13 protein-coding genes are annotated in these 14,592 nt (G+C 49.8%); 3 read left to right on the top strand and 10 right to left on the bottom strand.

Annotated elements, in window-relative coordinates; all coding sequences use genetic code 11:
* Positions 1 to 53: 53 nt before the first annotated feature.
* The 8 genes from ubiB to CPY98_RS01170 form a co-directional block, all read right to left on the bottom strand.
* Entirely contained in the window at positions 54 to 1,688 is a 1,635-nt protein-coding gene (gene ubiB / locus CPY98_RS01205; protein ID WP_096386060.1) for a ubiquinone biosynthesis regulatory protein kinase UbiB, read from the bottom strand.
* Positions 1,685 to 2,302: an SCP2 domain-containing protein gene (locus tag CPY98_RS01200; protein WP_038501897.1), complete on the bottom strand. Its 618-nt coding sequence runs from the start codon at positions 2,300 to 2,302 to the stop codon at positions 1,685 to 1,687. The genes ubiB and CPY98_RS01200 overlap by 4 nt, the downstream gene beginning before the upstream one ends.
* A 13-nt stretch (positions 2,303 to 2,315) precedes the next feature.
* Positions 2,316 to 3,071 (bottom strand): bifunctional demethylmenaquinone methyltransferase/2-methoxy-6-polyprenyl-1,4-benzoquinol methylase UbiE, encoded by a 756-nt coding sequence (gene ubiE / locus CPY98_RS01195; protein WP_096386058.1) that lies wholly within the window; start codon positions 3,069 to 3,071, stop codon positions 2,316 to 2,318.
* A gap of 103 nt (positions 3,072 to 3,174) precedes the next feature.
* On the bottom strand, positions 3,175 to 4,707 hold the full coding sequence (rmuC, locus tag CPY98_RS01190) for a DNA recombination protein RmuC (protein WP_096386055.1): 1,533 nt from the start codon (positions 4,705 to 4,707) through the stop codon (positions 3,175 to 3,177).
* Between the two features lie 121 nt (positions 4,708 to 4,828).
* Positions 4,829 to 5,359 (bottom strand): DedA family protein, encoded by a 531-nt coding sequence (locus CPY98_RS01185; RefSeq protein WP_043490314.1) that lies wholly within the window; start codon positions 5,357 to 5,359, stop codon positions 4,829 to 4,831.
* 121 nt (positions 5,360 to 5,480) lie between these two features.
* Positions 5,481 to 7,289, bottom strand: coding sequence for a carbon starvation protein A (locus CPY98_RS01180; RefSeq protein ID WP_025802219.1), 1,809 nt, complete (start codon positions 7,287 to 7,289; stop codon positions 5,481 to 5,483).
* A 157-nt stretch (positions 7,290 to 7,446) separates the two neighbouring features.
* Positions 7,447 to 8,232, bottom strand: a complete 786-nt coding sequence (locus CPY98_RS01175) for a tyrosine-protein phosphatase (protein WP_046360365.1) — start codon at positions 8,230 to 8,232, stop codon at positions 7,447 to 7,449.
* A gap of 96 nt (positions 8,233 to 8,328) precedes the next feature.
* Entirely contained in the window at positions 8,329 to 9,168 is an 840-nt protein-coding gene (locus CPY98_RS01170) for a dienelactone hydrolase family protein (RefSeq protein WP_096386047.1), read from the bottom strand.
* Positions 9,169 to 9,586: 418 nt separating this feature from the next.
* On the opposite strand from CPY98_RS01170, the gene udp reads away from it, so the two are divergent.
* The 3 genes from udp to nadS all read left to right on the top strand — a co-directional run bounded on the left by udp (position 9,587) and on the right by nadS (position 11,275).
* A complete protein-coding gene (gene udp, locus CPY98_RS01165) occupies positions 9,587 to 10,348 on the top strand; it encodes a uridine phosphorylase (RefSeq protein WP_025802213.1) in 762 nt (253 codons plus the stop codon).
* Between the two features lie 308 nt (positions 10,349 to 10,656).
* A complete protein-coding gene (locus CPY98_RS01160) occupies positions 10,657 to 10,989 on the top strand; it encodes a type II toxin-antitoxin system RelE/ParE family toxin (protein WP_046360363.1) in 333 nt (110 codons plus the stop codon).
* A 1-nt stretch (position 10,990) separates the two neighbouring features.
* Positions 10,991 to 11,275: a NadS family protein gene (nadS, locus tag CPY98_RS01155; protein ID WP_096386045.1), complete on the top strand. Its 285-nt coding sequence runs from the start codon at positions 10,991 to 10,993 to the stop codon at positions 11,273 to 11,275.
* A 93-nt stretch (positions 11,276 to 11,368) separates the two neighbouring features.
* Here the strand turns inward: nadS and fsa are convergent, their stop codons facing one another.
* Both fsa and ptsP read right to left on the bottom strand, forming a co-directional pair.
* A complete protein-coding gene (fsa, locus tag CPY98_RS01150; protein ID WP_096386042.1) occupies positions 11,369 to 12,034 on the bottom strand; it encodes a fructose-6-phosphate aldolase in 666 nt (221 codons plus the stop codon).
* Positions 12,035 to 12,050: 16 nt separating this feature from the next.
* The gene (gene ptsP, locus CPY98_RS01145) at positions 12,051 to 14,552 is read right to left on the bottom strand and encodes a phosphoenolpyruvate--protein phosphotransferase (RefSeq protein ID WP_046450384.1); all 2,502 of its coding nucleotides are present in this window, start codon (positions 14,550 to 14,552) and stop codon (positions 12,051 to 12,053) included.
* Positions 14,553 to 14,592: the final 40 nt, after the last annotated feature.

The raw sequence follows: 14,592 nt of genomic DNA, 5'->3' as shown, positions 1-14,592 counted from the left end.
AACAATTAACCAAAAGTATGCGCTAGGAACGATGAATTACTCGTTTTGGGTATCTACTGGCGGGTATAACGCCATCCAGCAATCCAAGCGACACATCCGCCAGCAATAACCCAAACTGGCCAGACTGCAATTTTCGCGGCAACCAAAATCGTACCACTCAGTAATAGTGTAGCGCCAATCCCAAACAAATATCGTGAGCGTCCATGGCGATTACGTTGTTTATCAAGCTGCGTGAATAAACGGTCGACGCTCTGCTGCAAGGCTTTATGCTGTTGCAGACTGTCATAGAATAACTCTGGTAGCTCCGGCAGCTTTTCAGCCCAGAACGGCGCTTTCTCTTTCAAGGAACGAATAATCGCAGGTATCCCAACCTGATCGCGCAGCCATGTTTCCAAGAAAGGCTTAGCCGTCGTCCACAGATCTAGCTGCGGATAAAGCTGACGCCCCAGTCCTTCCACATACAGCAGCGTTTTTTGCAAGAGAACCAACTGTGGCTGCACTTCCATGTTGAAGCGCCGCGCAGTGTTGAACAGATTTAACAGCACATGACCAAACGAGATTTCAGCCAATGGCTTTTCGAAAATAGGTTCACACACCGTACGAATGGCAAACTCAAAATCTTCAATGTTGGTATCGCGCGGAACCCAGCCAGAATCAACGTGTAACTCAGCGACCTTACGATAATCACGATTGAAGAACGCAATAAAGTTTTCCGCCAGATAGCGTTTATCGTCTTTGTTTAAGCTGCCCACGATGCCACAGTCGATACCGATATACTGCGGATTTTCTGGGTGTTCATAGCTCACAAAAATGTTGCCGGGGTGCATATCCGCATGGAAGAAACTATCGCGGAAGACCTGAGTAAAGAAGACCTGAACGCCGCGCTCTGCCAACAGTTTCATATTGGTATTTTGCGCATGTAAAGCAGGCAAGTCAGACACCGGAATACCGTAGATTCTCTCCATCACCAACACATTTTCACGGCAGTAATCAGAGTAAATCTCGGGAACATACAGCATTGGGCTGTCTTCGAAATTACGACGAAGCTGAATGGCGTTCGCCGCTTCTCGCAGCAAGTTGAGCTCATCCAATAACGTTTTTTCGTATTCACGCACCACTTCGCGTGGGCGCAAACGACGGCCATCCGGCATCAGCTTCGGAACCCAGCCCGCAAAACGGTACATCAGGCGCACGTCAGCTTTGATAATGGGCAGAATATCGGGGCGAATCACTTTCAGCACGATTTCACGGCCGTTCTCTTTTAATTTTGCCGTATGAACCTGAGCGATAGAAGCCGAAGCCAGCGCATTTTGGTCGAAATCATCAAACCATTGCTCAAGCGGGCCGCCCATTGAATCTTCAATTTGCTTACGGGCCAGAGCACCATCAAAAGGTGCTACGCGATCCTGAAGCAGCGCCAGTTGATCGGCGATCATCGGCGGGAACAGATCGCGACGAGTCGACATCATCTGGCCAAACTTAATCCAAACCGGCCCTAACTCCTGTAATGCCAAACGCAGGCGTTCACCAAGAGGTTTGTCCTTGTGCTTGTTACGCATCCAAAACAGCAAATGCCTGCCCATGCGCAGCGGCAAAGTCATGCGCATTTTCGGGATCAGTTCATCGAGGCCGTATGTCAGGAACACACGCACAATCAAATAAAAGCGGCACAGTTCCGTTGGCGTCATACCTTGTCCTCAAGCTGAGAAAGTCGCTTATCCAGACTTTCCGTTTGACGATTGACGGCATCAACCTCTTCGTTAAACCACGCCGCTTCCAATGCACCCGGAGCCACACGCCACTCTTCGGTCATCGCTTGACCAATGTACTGCTGCTGACGTTTACAGCCCGTGGCAATAAAGCTGGCACCTTTACGTAAAAACTGGCTCATCCCTTGGGCAACAATATCGCCCGTGTACGGCGCTAACAGCTCAGCAGGATCCCATTCGGCTAAATCCAACAGACCGATGAACTGCTGTACCACCTGAATATCGCCTTCTACGTTTAAATCACCGGAACGAATAAGTGCAGTCAGTTGCTGACGATCGCGCAGTTCGGGCAATACGGATAGCCTCGTCGTGACGCTGCAATCCGTGTTGTCTTCCCATGCGCCTAAAACATCCACACGGCTCTCACTAAAGACCAAATAGATCGGCGAGTTTATTTCATTAACGAAAACACCCAGCACTTTACCTGTCAGGCGCTGACGAGCGCTGTTTAGCGCCCGATCGCGGTACAAAATTCGGTTGAGCGCCGTTTCAATCGCACCAGTCAATAATGGGTTTAGCAATGGGGTCAGCATAGCGATCCTTCAGTTAAAACTTGTAACCACGATGTAGAGCAACAATCCCACCGGTTAAGTTGAAATACGTGGTGTTTTCAAAACCAGCGTCATCCATCATGGATTTCAGCGTTTCTTGATCGGGGTGCATACGGATAGATTCTGCCAAATAGCGATAGCTTTCAGAATCATGCGCAACCAGCTCGCCGATTTTTGGCAGGATGTGGAATGAATAAGCATCATAGGCTTTATTCAGCGGCTCAAGTAGCGGCTTAGAGAACTCCAGCACCAGCAAGCGTCCACCCGGCTTCAACACGCGATACATCGAGCGCAGCGCTTTATCTTTATCGGTCACGTTACGCAGGCCAAAGGCAATGGTAATGCAGTCAAAATGGTTATCAGGGAACGGCAGCGCTTCAGCGTTGGCTTGAACGTAGTTGATATTGCCGATCACGCCCAGATTACGCAGTTTTTCGCGACCAATCTTCAACATGGAGTCGTTGATATCAGCCAGAACAACTTCGCCCTGCTCGCCTACAATGCGTGAAAATTTGGCCGCTAGATCGCCCGTACCACCGGCAAGATCAAGCACCTTTTGCCCACGACGTGCGCCGCTGCAATCAATGGTAAAACGCTTCCAAACCCGATGTATGCCAAATGACATGAGATCATTCATCAAGTCGTACTTTGCCGCAACGGAGTGGAATACCTGGGCAACTTTGCCTGCTTTTTCAGTGGTGGCGACGGTTTTGAAACCGAAATGAGTGGTTTCCGGCGTTTGATCTACCATTTTTTCTTAGCCTGCTTTTAATCTGATTGATTGTGAATCTACGCGATTAAGCGCTGTTCGGTGGTGCGAACAGTGCTCGGCCTAGTCGAAGCAAGGAGCAGTGTTAATCATCGAGTCCATTAGCGACTCTTATGGCAGGTTGCTGGGTAGCGTAATCCGCAGGTTCAGCAAACTCCTCATCTTCGGGTTCATTTTCCAGTCGGGCTTCTTCGGCAAGTGAAGGGCTAATTGGCCGTTTCACTTCCACTCCCAGAGTACGGAAACTCTCGACTTGCCCTATCAGATTACCACGGCCTTGCGCCAGTTTGTTCATTGCCTGACGATAACTTGCCTGTGATTTATCCAGACTCTGCCCAAGAGATTCCATATCATCGACGAACAAGCGCATTTTATCGTATAGCTTCGATGCACGATCGGCGATCTTCTGTGCATTTTGGCCTTGATGTTCATAGCGCCACAAATTGCTGATAGTACGCAACGCAACCAATAAGGTCGTCGGACTTACCAGCATGATGTTATGCCGCAATGCTTCGCTAATCAGTTCTGGCTCACGATCGATCGCTGCCAAAAATGCAGGCTCAACGGGGATAAACATCAAAACATAATCAAGCGAGCGCAATCCGGGGAGCTGCTGATAATCTTTACGCCCTAGCTGGCGAATATGGCCTTTAACCGAGGCGACATGTTCTTGCAGCGCGAGCTCTCGCACTGCATCATCCTCGGCATTAAAGTAGCGCTCATAAGCCACCAGCGACATCTTGGCATCAACCACCACGTCTTTACCCTGCGGAAGACGCACAATCACATCCGGCTGCATGCGGTTATTCACCCCAACCTGCACACTCACCTGCGTTTGATACTCATAGCCTTCACGCAGACCCGAGGCCTCTAAAACGCGGCTAAGTACCACCTCACCCCAGTTACCCTGCGTTTTGTTATCCCCTTTCAAGGCCTTAGTCAGGTTGACGGCCTCACGCGCCATTTGCGCATTCAACTGCTGGAGATTACGAATTTCATGCGCCAACGTGTGCCGCTCTCGCGATTCTTGTCCAAAACTCTCTTGAACCTGACGGCGAAAGCCATCGAGTTGTTCGCGCAACGGGCTCAGCAAGCCATTTAAGCTTTGCCGGTTCTGTTCTTCGACACGCTTTCCACTCTGCTCAAAAATACGGTTAGCGAGATTTTCGAATTGGGCACTCAGGCGCTGCTCGCTGTTAATCAGCAAGCGCTGCTTTTCTTCAGCCCCCAGTCGGGTTTCTTCCAAGCGAATCGTCACTTCGCGCAGTTCGGCTTCCTGCGCGCTATTAACTTCACGTAGAGCGCGAAGTTCTTGATTAAGTTGTTCATATTCATCACGCCAAATCGACTGTTGGTTTAACTTCTCCTGCGTCGCGGCATATTGGCTATATAACGTGCGTAGTTCTTGTTCTTTCTCTCGCACCTGTTGTTCTTGTTGCTGGCGTTGCTGAATCAGCGTCTGTTGCTCTTGCTGATACTGCGCAATTTCCTGCTGATGCAGGCGCAAATCGCCCTCCAGCGTCAATCGATGCTGTTGCATACGCAAACTTGCCAGTAACCAACCCAGCAGCAGGCCAACAACGCCGCCTGCTAAACCATAAAATATGCTGGAATCCACCCTGCCTCCGCCTTGATGACTTTTTCTGAACGTCACGGTAATAATATACTGTATGGATGTCCAGAGCGAGTAAGCAAAGTCTGCGAGGCTGCGCGCAAAGTGCAATGAAACGCAGCGAAACTCAGTCAAGCCAGCCGTTTAGCCATTGGATGCCAAAAGCGCCGGGAGCCAACATGGCAAATCCCCACAGGATGGCCGAGAGTAAATTGGCCAGTTGAAAATACCGCTTCGGCATCCCGCAAATCCCCGCTACCAGCGGAACAACAGCACGTAGTGGGCCAAAAAATCGGCCAATAAATACGCCCCACGTTCCCCAGCGTTCAAAGAATGCATGCCCGCGCACCATCAAATGCGGATGACGAGAAAGCGGCCACATATGCTCAACCTGATGCTGATAGCGATCGCCAAACCAGTATGAGACCCAATCCCCCATAAAGGCGCCGACGCTAGCAGCAATCCACAGCGGCCAGAATGCGATCCCGCTTTCGCCAACCAGCGCACCTAAGCCAAGCAAAATCACCGTTGCGGGTAATAACAGTGATAAAAATGCCAGCGACTCGCCGAAAGCTAAAAAGAAAACGATCGGAATGGCCCAATGTTCATGGTTGCGAACAAATTCAACCACAACCTGAATAATGCTATCTAACGTCACGGCATCGCTCTCTTGATAAGGGGTATTTTGGCAGGATACGGCATCAAAGCAGCGTTGTGGATTAACCAAAAATAAACGGCCGATAAATCGGCCGTTTAAGAGAGTAGTAAAACTTAATTATTTATGCTGTTGCGGTCGTCTGTTCAGCACGCAGTTCTTTTCCACGTACATCCCACAGTTCACGCCATTTACGCAGAGCAGAGATCAGGATAATCACACCCAATACCATCATGATGATTGAGATGGTGCCGTTGAAGATGTTGTAGCCTTTCGCCGCAGAGTTGAAATAGACGTTTTTAATCATCCAGTAACCGGCATAGTTTACGGTCACGAACAGATACGCTAACGGGATAACGCAGGTCAGCATATACACGCGCTTGGTCGCCAAACGCAGGATGATTGTTGCACCGATAATCAAACCAACGGAAGCCATCAGCTGGTTGGACACACCAAACAGCGCCCACACCGAGTTAATATCACCGGAGTTCAACAGATAGCCCCACAGCGCACAGGCGATGATAGAGCAGAAGATTGAACCTGGCAGCCAGTCAGTACGTTTCAGCGGAGCCCACAGGTCACCCAAGAAATCTTGCAGCAGGTAGCGTGCTACACGAGTACCAGAGTCAACCGCGGTCAGAATAAATACCGCTTCAAACATGATGACGAACTGGAAGAAGTAAGACGCCAAATTGCTAAACCATGGCACACGGATAAAGATATCCGTCATACCCACCGCCAACGTAACGGCACCACCGGTACGGCCATAGAGATCCAAACCAATCTCTTCGCTCAGTTTCGGCAAGTGAACCACTTCCATGCCTAACCCAGCCCACGCTTCCGCGCTGGAGTTAATCGCAAAGTAGTCTGCAGGATGCAGAGAGGTTGCAGCAATCAGCGCCATCACGCCGACCACACACTCTGCCAGCATCGCACCAAAACCAACTGGCAGGATATCGCTCCATTTGTCGATCTGTTTTGGCGTAGTGCCAGAACCGATAAACGCATGGAAACCAGAGATTGCGCCACAGGCGATGGTGATAGAGATGAACGGCCACACTGGACCAGCCAGAACCGGGCCACCGCCATGGATGAACTGAGTCACCGCAGGGAACTGGATTTCTGGGTTAATGAAGATAACGCCGATAACCAACGCGCCAAACACGCCGATTTTCATAAAGCTTGAAAGATAACCGCGTGGCGTCAACAGCATCCACACCGGTAACGCCGTTGCAAAGAAGGCATAGGCTGGCAACAACAGGCTTACGGTCGTCGCTTTAAACGTCAGCCACTCGCCAAAAGTCGTATTTTGAATATGTGGGCCGAAGAATACGCAGGCCATAATAGCCGCGATACCTACATAAGTTGCCCCCTTCATACTGCCGGTCACACGTTCCCATAGCCCCACGCCGATCGCGATAGGAATGGTCATGAATACAGCGAAAGTCCCCCAAGGGTTACGTTCCAGCGCATGCACCACCACCATCGACAAGCCTGCCATGGTAATCGTGATGATAAACAGCATGGCTAAACCGGTACACCAGCCCGCAATCGGCCCCAGTTCAGATTTAGCCACTTCAGATAGGGATTTACCCTGGTGTTTCATGGAAGCGAACAGCACCACGGTGTCATGCACTGCGCCGCCGACCACACAGCCAATCAGCAGCCAGAGGAAGCCCGGCAAATAGCCGAACTGTGCCGCCAGAACCGGACCAACCAAAGGTCCCGCCGCGGCGATAGCCGCAAAGTGACTACCAAAGTTAACCCATTTTTTGGTAGGTACGTAATCTTTCCCGTCTTCAAAGGTATGTGATGGAGTCACTTCGTTATCATCTGCACGCAGTACCTTTTTTACGAAAAAGATACCGTATAAACGGTAGCAGATCGTAAGGATACACAGCGTAGCAATAACGAATGTAATTGCGTGTTGCATAGTTATTATCTCCTGAGGATTTCTCAGGCGCTAACATACTGGAGGGCTATTTGTGGAGGGGGTTGAATTTGGTTAAGCGGCGCTTTGGTTACGTAAGCGGTATGAAAAATGGATTGAGTGGAGCCGAAAGGCTCCACTTGCTTTAAATATCGGAGATTTACGGCTCAAGGAACTGTTGCTGAAGTTGTGATCTCACCTGCATATTTAGCCCATACTCTTGTTCCAGCCAGCGATCAACCGTGCTGTATTTCTCTTTGATCGCATCCAACGCCGTCACCAAAAATTCCTCACGGGCAGACAGTACGTGAGAAAACTGCCCCAGCGCTTTTTCGTTCAATTTAATAGAGAGGTAATCCAGCATTTGGCTGCGGAATGGCGCTAGCGTGGTTTCGGTTAGCAGATAATCTTCCATCACCGTTGCTTCATCGGCGCCTAAAGCAAACAGCACCAACGCGGAGCCTACGCCCGTTCTATCTTTACCTACCGCACAGTGCTGCACAATCGCACCTTCCTCACCGCTTTGCAGCAATGTGCTTAACAGCTGATAAGCATGATTACTGAAGGGTAAACGGCGATAGAGCTCCAGCATAAATGCGTTCGCATCAAAAGATTCCAACGCTTCACTGGTGAGTTTCTCCAGATTGGCGTTCACCTCAGTGCTCAGCGGATTGGCTGGCAAGTTGATATAGCGCACCGCATCCCACAGCACATCAGGCTTATTAGAAACTTCATCGGCATCACGATAGTCGAGGATATTTTTAATCGGTACGTCTTGCAGGTAGCTCAAATCTTTGTCCGTTAGGCGGTCTAACGCGCCCGAACGGAACAACTTACCACGCTTAATCCGACGCCCATCGGCAGCCAGATAGCCGCCCATGTCACGGAAATTAACGCCGCCTTCCAATGGGGCCAAGGAGGGATGCAAAAAAATAGTCGCTGTCATCATGACCTCTTATTATTTTAGATTATCACTCCCACCTTATCAGATTCAGTGAAAAACGGTAAAACCCCGCCGCACTGAATCCCAAAAACCAGCTGATTAATCAGGCTTATTCACACCGCCATAGGTAGCAAACCATGCCAACATACGCTCCCAACCGTCTTTCGCCGCCTCAGCGTTGTAACTTGGGCGATAGTCGGCATAAAAGGCGTGGCCTGCCTGTGGATAAACAATAATCTCCGCCGTTGCGTTGGCTGCACGAAGCGATTGGCGCATGGTGTCCACCGTTTCTTGCGGAATACTGTCATCCAAACCACCATAAAGCCCTAACATCGGCGCGCTGAGCTCAGCGGCAATGTCTACAGGATGCTTAGGAGAGGTGAGCGTTTTGTCCCCAACAAAGCGTCCATACCACGCAACACCCGCTTTAAGCTGCGGATTATGCGCGCCATATAGCCACGTAATACGCCCGCCCCAGCAGAATCCAGTGATATACAAACGACTAGCATCACCACCGTGACGGGCCGCCCAATGCGCCGCGTGGTCTAAATCACCCAACACCTGTTTGTCTGGCACTTTGCTGACGAGGTTTTGAAATAGCGTTGGAATATCGGTGTAATCACTGGCTTCGCCCTGACGAAAATACAGCTCGGGCGCGATAGCCAAATAGCCCTGCTTGGCTAAACGGCGGCAAACATCTTGAATATGCTCATGCACACCGAATATTTCCTGCACGACCAACACAATCGGTAGCGGGCCATCGGCATGCAAGGGTTTAGCTAAATAAGCAGGAAGATCGTCTCCCTGAGAAGGGATCGTGGTAAATCCGGCATGCAAACCTTCGCTATCGGTATGAACGGTACTCTGAGCAATCGTGCCCGCAGCGGGGGAGAACGTGGATGGCGAGTTTACCAATGTGATGAGATCTTCAGTCTTCATGTAAAGCTCCCTGTCTGAATATATTGCAAGAATGTTAAGTATAAATAGCAATAATTTGTTTGCTTGAGAAGCAAACCCTCAATAATTGGCGTTACATCGCGACGATAAGCCAACGTAGCCAACGCCGATGCAACTTCATATATGACGGGTATAAACAATCTTCTGGAAAGCCAAGACAACACATTATCATCCACCAAATGCCCGCTTCGCTGGCGAACACAAAATAGGCATGCCACACTGTTGGCGGTGAAAAAAACGGCTAACTCGCCACTTTATGTGATTTTAATCACAATTATTTGTCGTTCTTGTTATTGTTTCTTCATACGTAGTGATTTGAGTCACGCATTTAGCCGATGAATTTCAGTAGAGTGCGTTTTTGTTCCTCCTTACAACTTATAGCAATGACAGAGGAGTCCGTATGTCTAAGTCTGATGTTTTCCACCTTGGCCTCGTAAAAAGCGATCTGAAAGGCGCAACCTTGGCTATCGTTCCTGGTGATCCTGAGCGCGTAGAAAAAATTGCCAATTTGATGGATAACCCAGTTAAGCTGGCCTCACATCGTGAATTCACGTCTTGGCGTGCAGAGCTAGACGGCAAATCTGTCATCGTTTGCTCAACCGGCATTGGCGGCCCATCAACGTCTATCGCCGTTGAAGAACTGGCACAGTTGGGTATTCGTACCTTCCTGCGCGTAGGCACCACTGGCGCAATTCAGCCGCACATCAACGTGGGCGATGTCCTGGTCACCACCGGTTCCGTACGTTTAGATGGTGCGAGCCTGCACTTTGCCCCAATGGAATTCCCAGCCGTTGCTGACTTTACCTGTACAACCGCTCTGGTAGACGCCGCTAAGGCCGTTGGCGCAACCACTCACATCGGCGTAACCGCCTCCTCTGACACCTTCTATCCTGGTCAAGAGCGCTACGACACATTCTCTGGCCGCGTAGTGAGCCGTTTCAAAGGCTCAATGAAAGAGTGGCAGGAAATGGGCGTGATGAACTTTGAGATGGAATCAGCGACTTTGCTGACCATGTGTGCAAGCCAAGGCCTGCGTGCAGGTATGGTTGCGGGCGTTATCGTTAACCGCACTCAGCAAGAAATTCCAAATGCAGAAACGATGAAGAAAACAGAATCTCACGCGGTGAAAATCGTCGTTGAGGCCGCTCGTCGCCTGCTGTAGTCAGTAGATTTCCAATTTGAAAGGGAGGCGTAGGCCTCCCTTTTTTGATCTAAAAATGACCATTCCACAACGTTGCTGGAATGCTGCTCGCATATTCTCACCAAAGTAGAAAATATCCTTTTTCATTGTTGGCCTTCACGCCTAATCTTCGCCACCAAGTTACTTTTCTAGGCTATCTCTACTCACATATTTTTAGTGCCGTGAACGATACGCTTATTGTTAGCTGCTCTATGGCTGAATCATATTTGTTCAAGTGTACATAGTACATCTACAGGTGTACTATTTACCTCCATAAAGGAACAGACTCCGTGAGTCACGCGCTTGAGTTTATCGAAACACCGATGTTTACGCGGCAAATCAAGCAGATTGCCACGGACGATGAATTAAAAGAGCTTCAAAAAGAACTGATTAGCTCTCCAAGCAAAGGCGACCTGATACAGAAAACAGGTGGCCTACGAAAGATTAGAATGGCGGCTGGCTCACAGGGAAAAAGCGGTAGTGCTCGTGTGATTTACTTTCTAGCGACTGAAGATATTATTTATCTGATCATGGCCTATCCCAAAAGCACCAAAGACAGCCTGACCGATACAGAAAAAGCAGAGCTAAAGAAGCTAACGAAATTGCTGAAAGATGAGGTGTGATATGAGCTTTTTTGACGACCTAAAAACATCTCTTGAGGAGGCTGTCGACATTAAAAATGGCCTTAAAAACCCAGCACGCGTTACCCGCTACGCTATCGCTGATGTAAAGGCGATCAGAGAGCAACTTAACGTTTCGCAAAGCGAAATGGCAAAAGCACTGGGAACCAGCGTCGATACCATCAAAAGCTGGGAAACAAAAAGACGTAACCCAACGGGTCTGGCTGCAAAAGTGTTAGCAACTATTCAGGCTAACCCCGCATTCTTCCGAGAACTTGCATCCCATTAGTCAGCGATATTTTTAACCATATCCTTTATTCGAAGCTAGCGATGGATTGGCGGAACGAGCCTAAAATTAAAGACTCACTCCGCCATTATGTCGTTAACAGAGCGACAAACAACCAAACGCCCCTTGCCAGTCCTGTTCAAATTTATCCACCGCCGCATCCACGGCTGGGGAAGCCAAAAATTGCTGTGCCACATCTAGCGGCAGCGTTATCGCTTCACAACCCGCTAATAAGCAATCCAAGGCCTGACGCGGTGTTTTAAAACTGGCTGCTAGCACTTTGGCGTGCGGAGCATGCATCTCTAACAGCGACTGAAGTTCCTGCACCGTTTTAATTCCATCACCACCCTGTGCATCAATGCGATTCACATAAGGTGCGACATAATCAGCGCCCGCCAGCGCAGCCAATAATCCTTGCGCAGCACTATAAACCGCAGTCCCCAGCGTTGGGATGCCTAATGTCTTCAGCTGCTTAATGGCCGCCAGACCTTCCTGCGTTACAGGGATCTTCACCACCAACCCAGAATTGCGCTCCGCAAGCTGTTTGGCCTCTAAAACCATCTGCTCAGCATTTCGCCCCATCACCTGCGCAAATAAAATGCCATTGCCACCGAGAGCCTCCCTAAGCTGCGGCAAAACCTCCCAAACCGGCTGGCCTCCTTTGGCGACAATGCTTGGGTTAGTTGTCACCCCTTGCAAGGGGAAAATACGAGCCAAACGTTTTACTTCTGCAATATCCGCGGTATCTAGATAGAGTTCCATAGCCTATTTCCTTAGATTAAATATCTAGCTCACGAGCCAGTAAATTAGCCACATCGGTTGCCTCTTTGGCTTCAACCAGCGCCGAGCGAAACTCTTCATGCATAATGCGACGCGCTAATCGAGAAAAAATGCGCATATGCTGATCGCCAGCGGCATGTTTGTTCAGCGTTAACATGATGATGTATTGGGCTTCCTCGTCTCCCCAAACTACAGGCTGTGGAAGCCGCGCAACGCTGATGGTGGACTGCTCAATATGCTCGGATTTGGTGTGTGGAATAGCGAAACCAAAACCCAAGCCGGTAGAAAACACCGCCTCTCTCGCCCACAGATCTGCTTCCAGCTTGCGTGGATAGCGGCAGCGCCCTGCCAACAAAAGGTTATCGGTCATACCTTTGATGACTTCTTCTTTGCTGCGCCAATCATTACTTAGCGAAATACAGTCTGCGCTAATCAACGGCGCGTCTTGCTGCGTCATCCTGAATTGCGCCAATAAATGCTCTACCTCTAAAGACGTGCGGCAGGCCATCGCTTGATTAAGTAACAAACGGCACTCTCGGCTATCTAGCTGTGCCAGACGCGCTTTGGTGGCAGGAATTGAAGGGGCACTCATGCTAATTTCATCAAGCCCTAACCCCAGTAAAAGCGGTAGAACAGAACCTTTGGCGCCAAGCTCACCACACAGCCCGATCCATTTACCCTGCCGATGTACTTCACGAACGGCATGATCCAGCGCACGCAAGAAGGCAGGATTTAGGCTGTTATAGTGTTTCGTCACTTTGGCATTATCGCGATCGACGGCGAGCAAATACTGGGTCAGGTCGTTGCTGCCAATACTAAAGAAATCAATTTCTTCGCAGCATTGATCGATGATAAACATCACCGACGGTACTTCTAGCATGATGCCAAGCTGGATCTTTTCATCGAAAGGGATCTGTTCTGCACGTAAGTTTTGCTTCACTTCAGCCAGTTGATCTTTCACCCATAAAATCTCTTCCATGGAAGAAATCATCGGGATCATTATCTTGAGCGAACCGTGCGCGGAGGCGCGCAGGATCGAGCGCAGTTGGGTATGGAATAGAGAGATAAATTCCTGATAAATACGCACGGCGCGATAGCCAAGGAACGGGTTATTTTCTGCCGGGATCTTAAGATACTCTACCGGCTTATCGCCCCCGATATCCATCGTTCGCACAATAATGCTACGCCCATTCGCTCCCTCTAACGCCTGGCAATAAATATTGTAAAGCTCATTTTCTGAAGGCGCATGCGCACGATCCATATACAGCATTTCGGTTCGGAACAACCCTACCGATTCGGCACCGTTACCAAACGCCGGTGCGGCCTCAATGGAATGGGCAATATTCGCGGCCACTTCCAAACGTACGCCGTCTGCACTGCGTCCTTGTGCCGAAAGATAGGTTTGCTGCTGTTCACGAATGCATGCCTGTACCTGCGCTTCCTGCTGATAATAGCGTTGTACTTCAGGCGACATCTCCAGCGCGATCAGCCCTAAGTCACCGTCAATCTGCACGTTTTGCTGCACATAATCTGCAAGAGCATTGGCGTCAACGCCAACCAACGTGGGGATATTGAATGAGCGCGCCAAAATAACCGTATGCGACGTACTACCACCGCTGTTCAACAGCAGCCCTTTCAATAGCGATTTATCCAGCTCTAAAAACTGACTTGGCGTCAGTTCATCCGCCATGCAAATGCTGTTTTGCTGTAGGGCTATTTGGGAAGGGAACCGTTGAGTCCCATAAATTTGCTGTAACAGCTGGAAGCACACATCGCGTACATCTAACGCGCGTTCTTGCAGATATTCACTGGCCGATGCGGCAAACTGCTGACAGAAATACTCACCGGCAGCCACGATAGCTTGAGCACAGCTAGCACCTTCAACAACCTGTTCTAAGAGCTTATTACGCAGAGAGTTATCACTTAATAACGAACGATGCGCCTCGAGAACCGCGCTGGCCGTTCCGCTATCATCCATCAATTGAAGTTCCAAAGACTTCAATAGGCGACTTAGCCCAGCGTCCAGCTCTCTTTGCTCTACTTCCACGCCGCGTGACGCTGGCAGCTCACCCAGACGATTAAAATCGATGCCAGACAAATGCACCAAAATGCCATTCGCAATCCCGCCGCAAACTGAACGCGCACGCACAATTTTAGGGTGCAGATTGGTTAAGGACTGCGGTAATTCTTCCTCCTGCGTTTGTGCTACCTGTGGCAAAGGCGCATCGCAGTGGGGGAATTCGTTCTTAATGAAGGAAGACAGGCGCTCGAGCGCCTGCTCGGCATCAGCGCCCTCCATCATGAGATGGCATTCATCGCCGTGCAAAGTATCGGTACCAATCAGCGCCAAAGCACTTTTGGCATTCCCTTTTCGTCCAGTGCGTAAATTAAGCCACTCAATATGCGCGGTGAACTGATTGCACAGCGTTTCGATATGGCTCGCCGGGCGGGCATGAACACCGTTCGGTAATTCACAGGTAAATTTCAGCACTTGCGACATGGCACACTCTCCTGAGCTAACGCTTGATAATGCTAGACAG

The organism is Hafnia sp. CBA7124 (assembly GCF_002355555.1).
In the GTDB taxonomy this organism is placed as follows: domain Bacteria; phylum Pseudomonadota; class Gammaproteobacteria; order Enterobacterales; family Enterobacteriaceae; genus Hafnia; species Hafnia alvei.
The sequence above is the reverse complement of the archived record's forward strand: the minus strand, read 5'-3'. Positions and strand labels throughout refer to the sequence as shown.

What these genes read in the sequence shown, in the direction of transcription:
- ubiB (WP_096386060.1), bottom strand. Translation starts at nt 1,688, where the DNA reads ATGACGCCAACGGAACTGTGCCGCTTTTATTTGATTGTGCGTGTGTTC.
- CPY98_RS01200 (WP_038501897.1), bottom strand. Translation starts at nt 2,302, where the DNA reads ATGCTGACCCCATTGCTAAACCCATTATTGACTGGTGCGATTGAAACG.
- ubiE (WP_096386058.1), bottom strand. Translation starts at nt 3,071, where the DNA reads ATGGTAGATCAAACGCCGGAAACCACTCATTTCGGTTTCAAAACCGTC.
- CPY98_RS01180 (WP_025802219.1), bottom strand. Translation starts at nt 7,289, where the DNA reads ATGCAACACGCAATTACATTCGTTATTGCTACGCTGTGTATCCTTACG.
- CPY98_RS01175 (WP_046360365.1), bottom strand. Translation starts at nt 8,232, where the DNA reads ATGACAGCGACTATTTTTTTGCATCCCTCCTTGGCCCCATTGGAAGGC.
- CPY98_RS01170 (WP_096386047.1), bottom strand. Translation starts at nt 9,168, where the DNA reads ATGAAGACTGAAGATCTCATCACATTGGTAAACTCGCCATCCACGTTC.
- udp (WP_025802213.1), top strand. Translation starts at nt 9,587, where the DNA reads ATGTCTAAGTCTGATGTTTTCCACCTTGGCCTCGTAAAAAGCGATCTG.
- nadS (WP_096386045.1), top strand. Translation starts at nt 10,991, where the DNA reads ATGAGCTTTTTTGACGACCTAAAAACATCTCTTGAGGAGGCTGTCGAC.
- fsa (WP_096386042.1), bottom strand. Translation starts at nt 12,034, where the DNA reads ATGGAACTCTATCTAGATACCGCGGATATTGCAGAAGTAAAACGTTTG.
- ptsP (WP_046450384.1), bottom strand. Translation starts at nt 14,552, where the DNA reads ATGTCGCAAGTGCTGAAATTTACCTGTGAATTACCGAACGGTGTTCAT.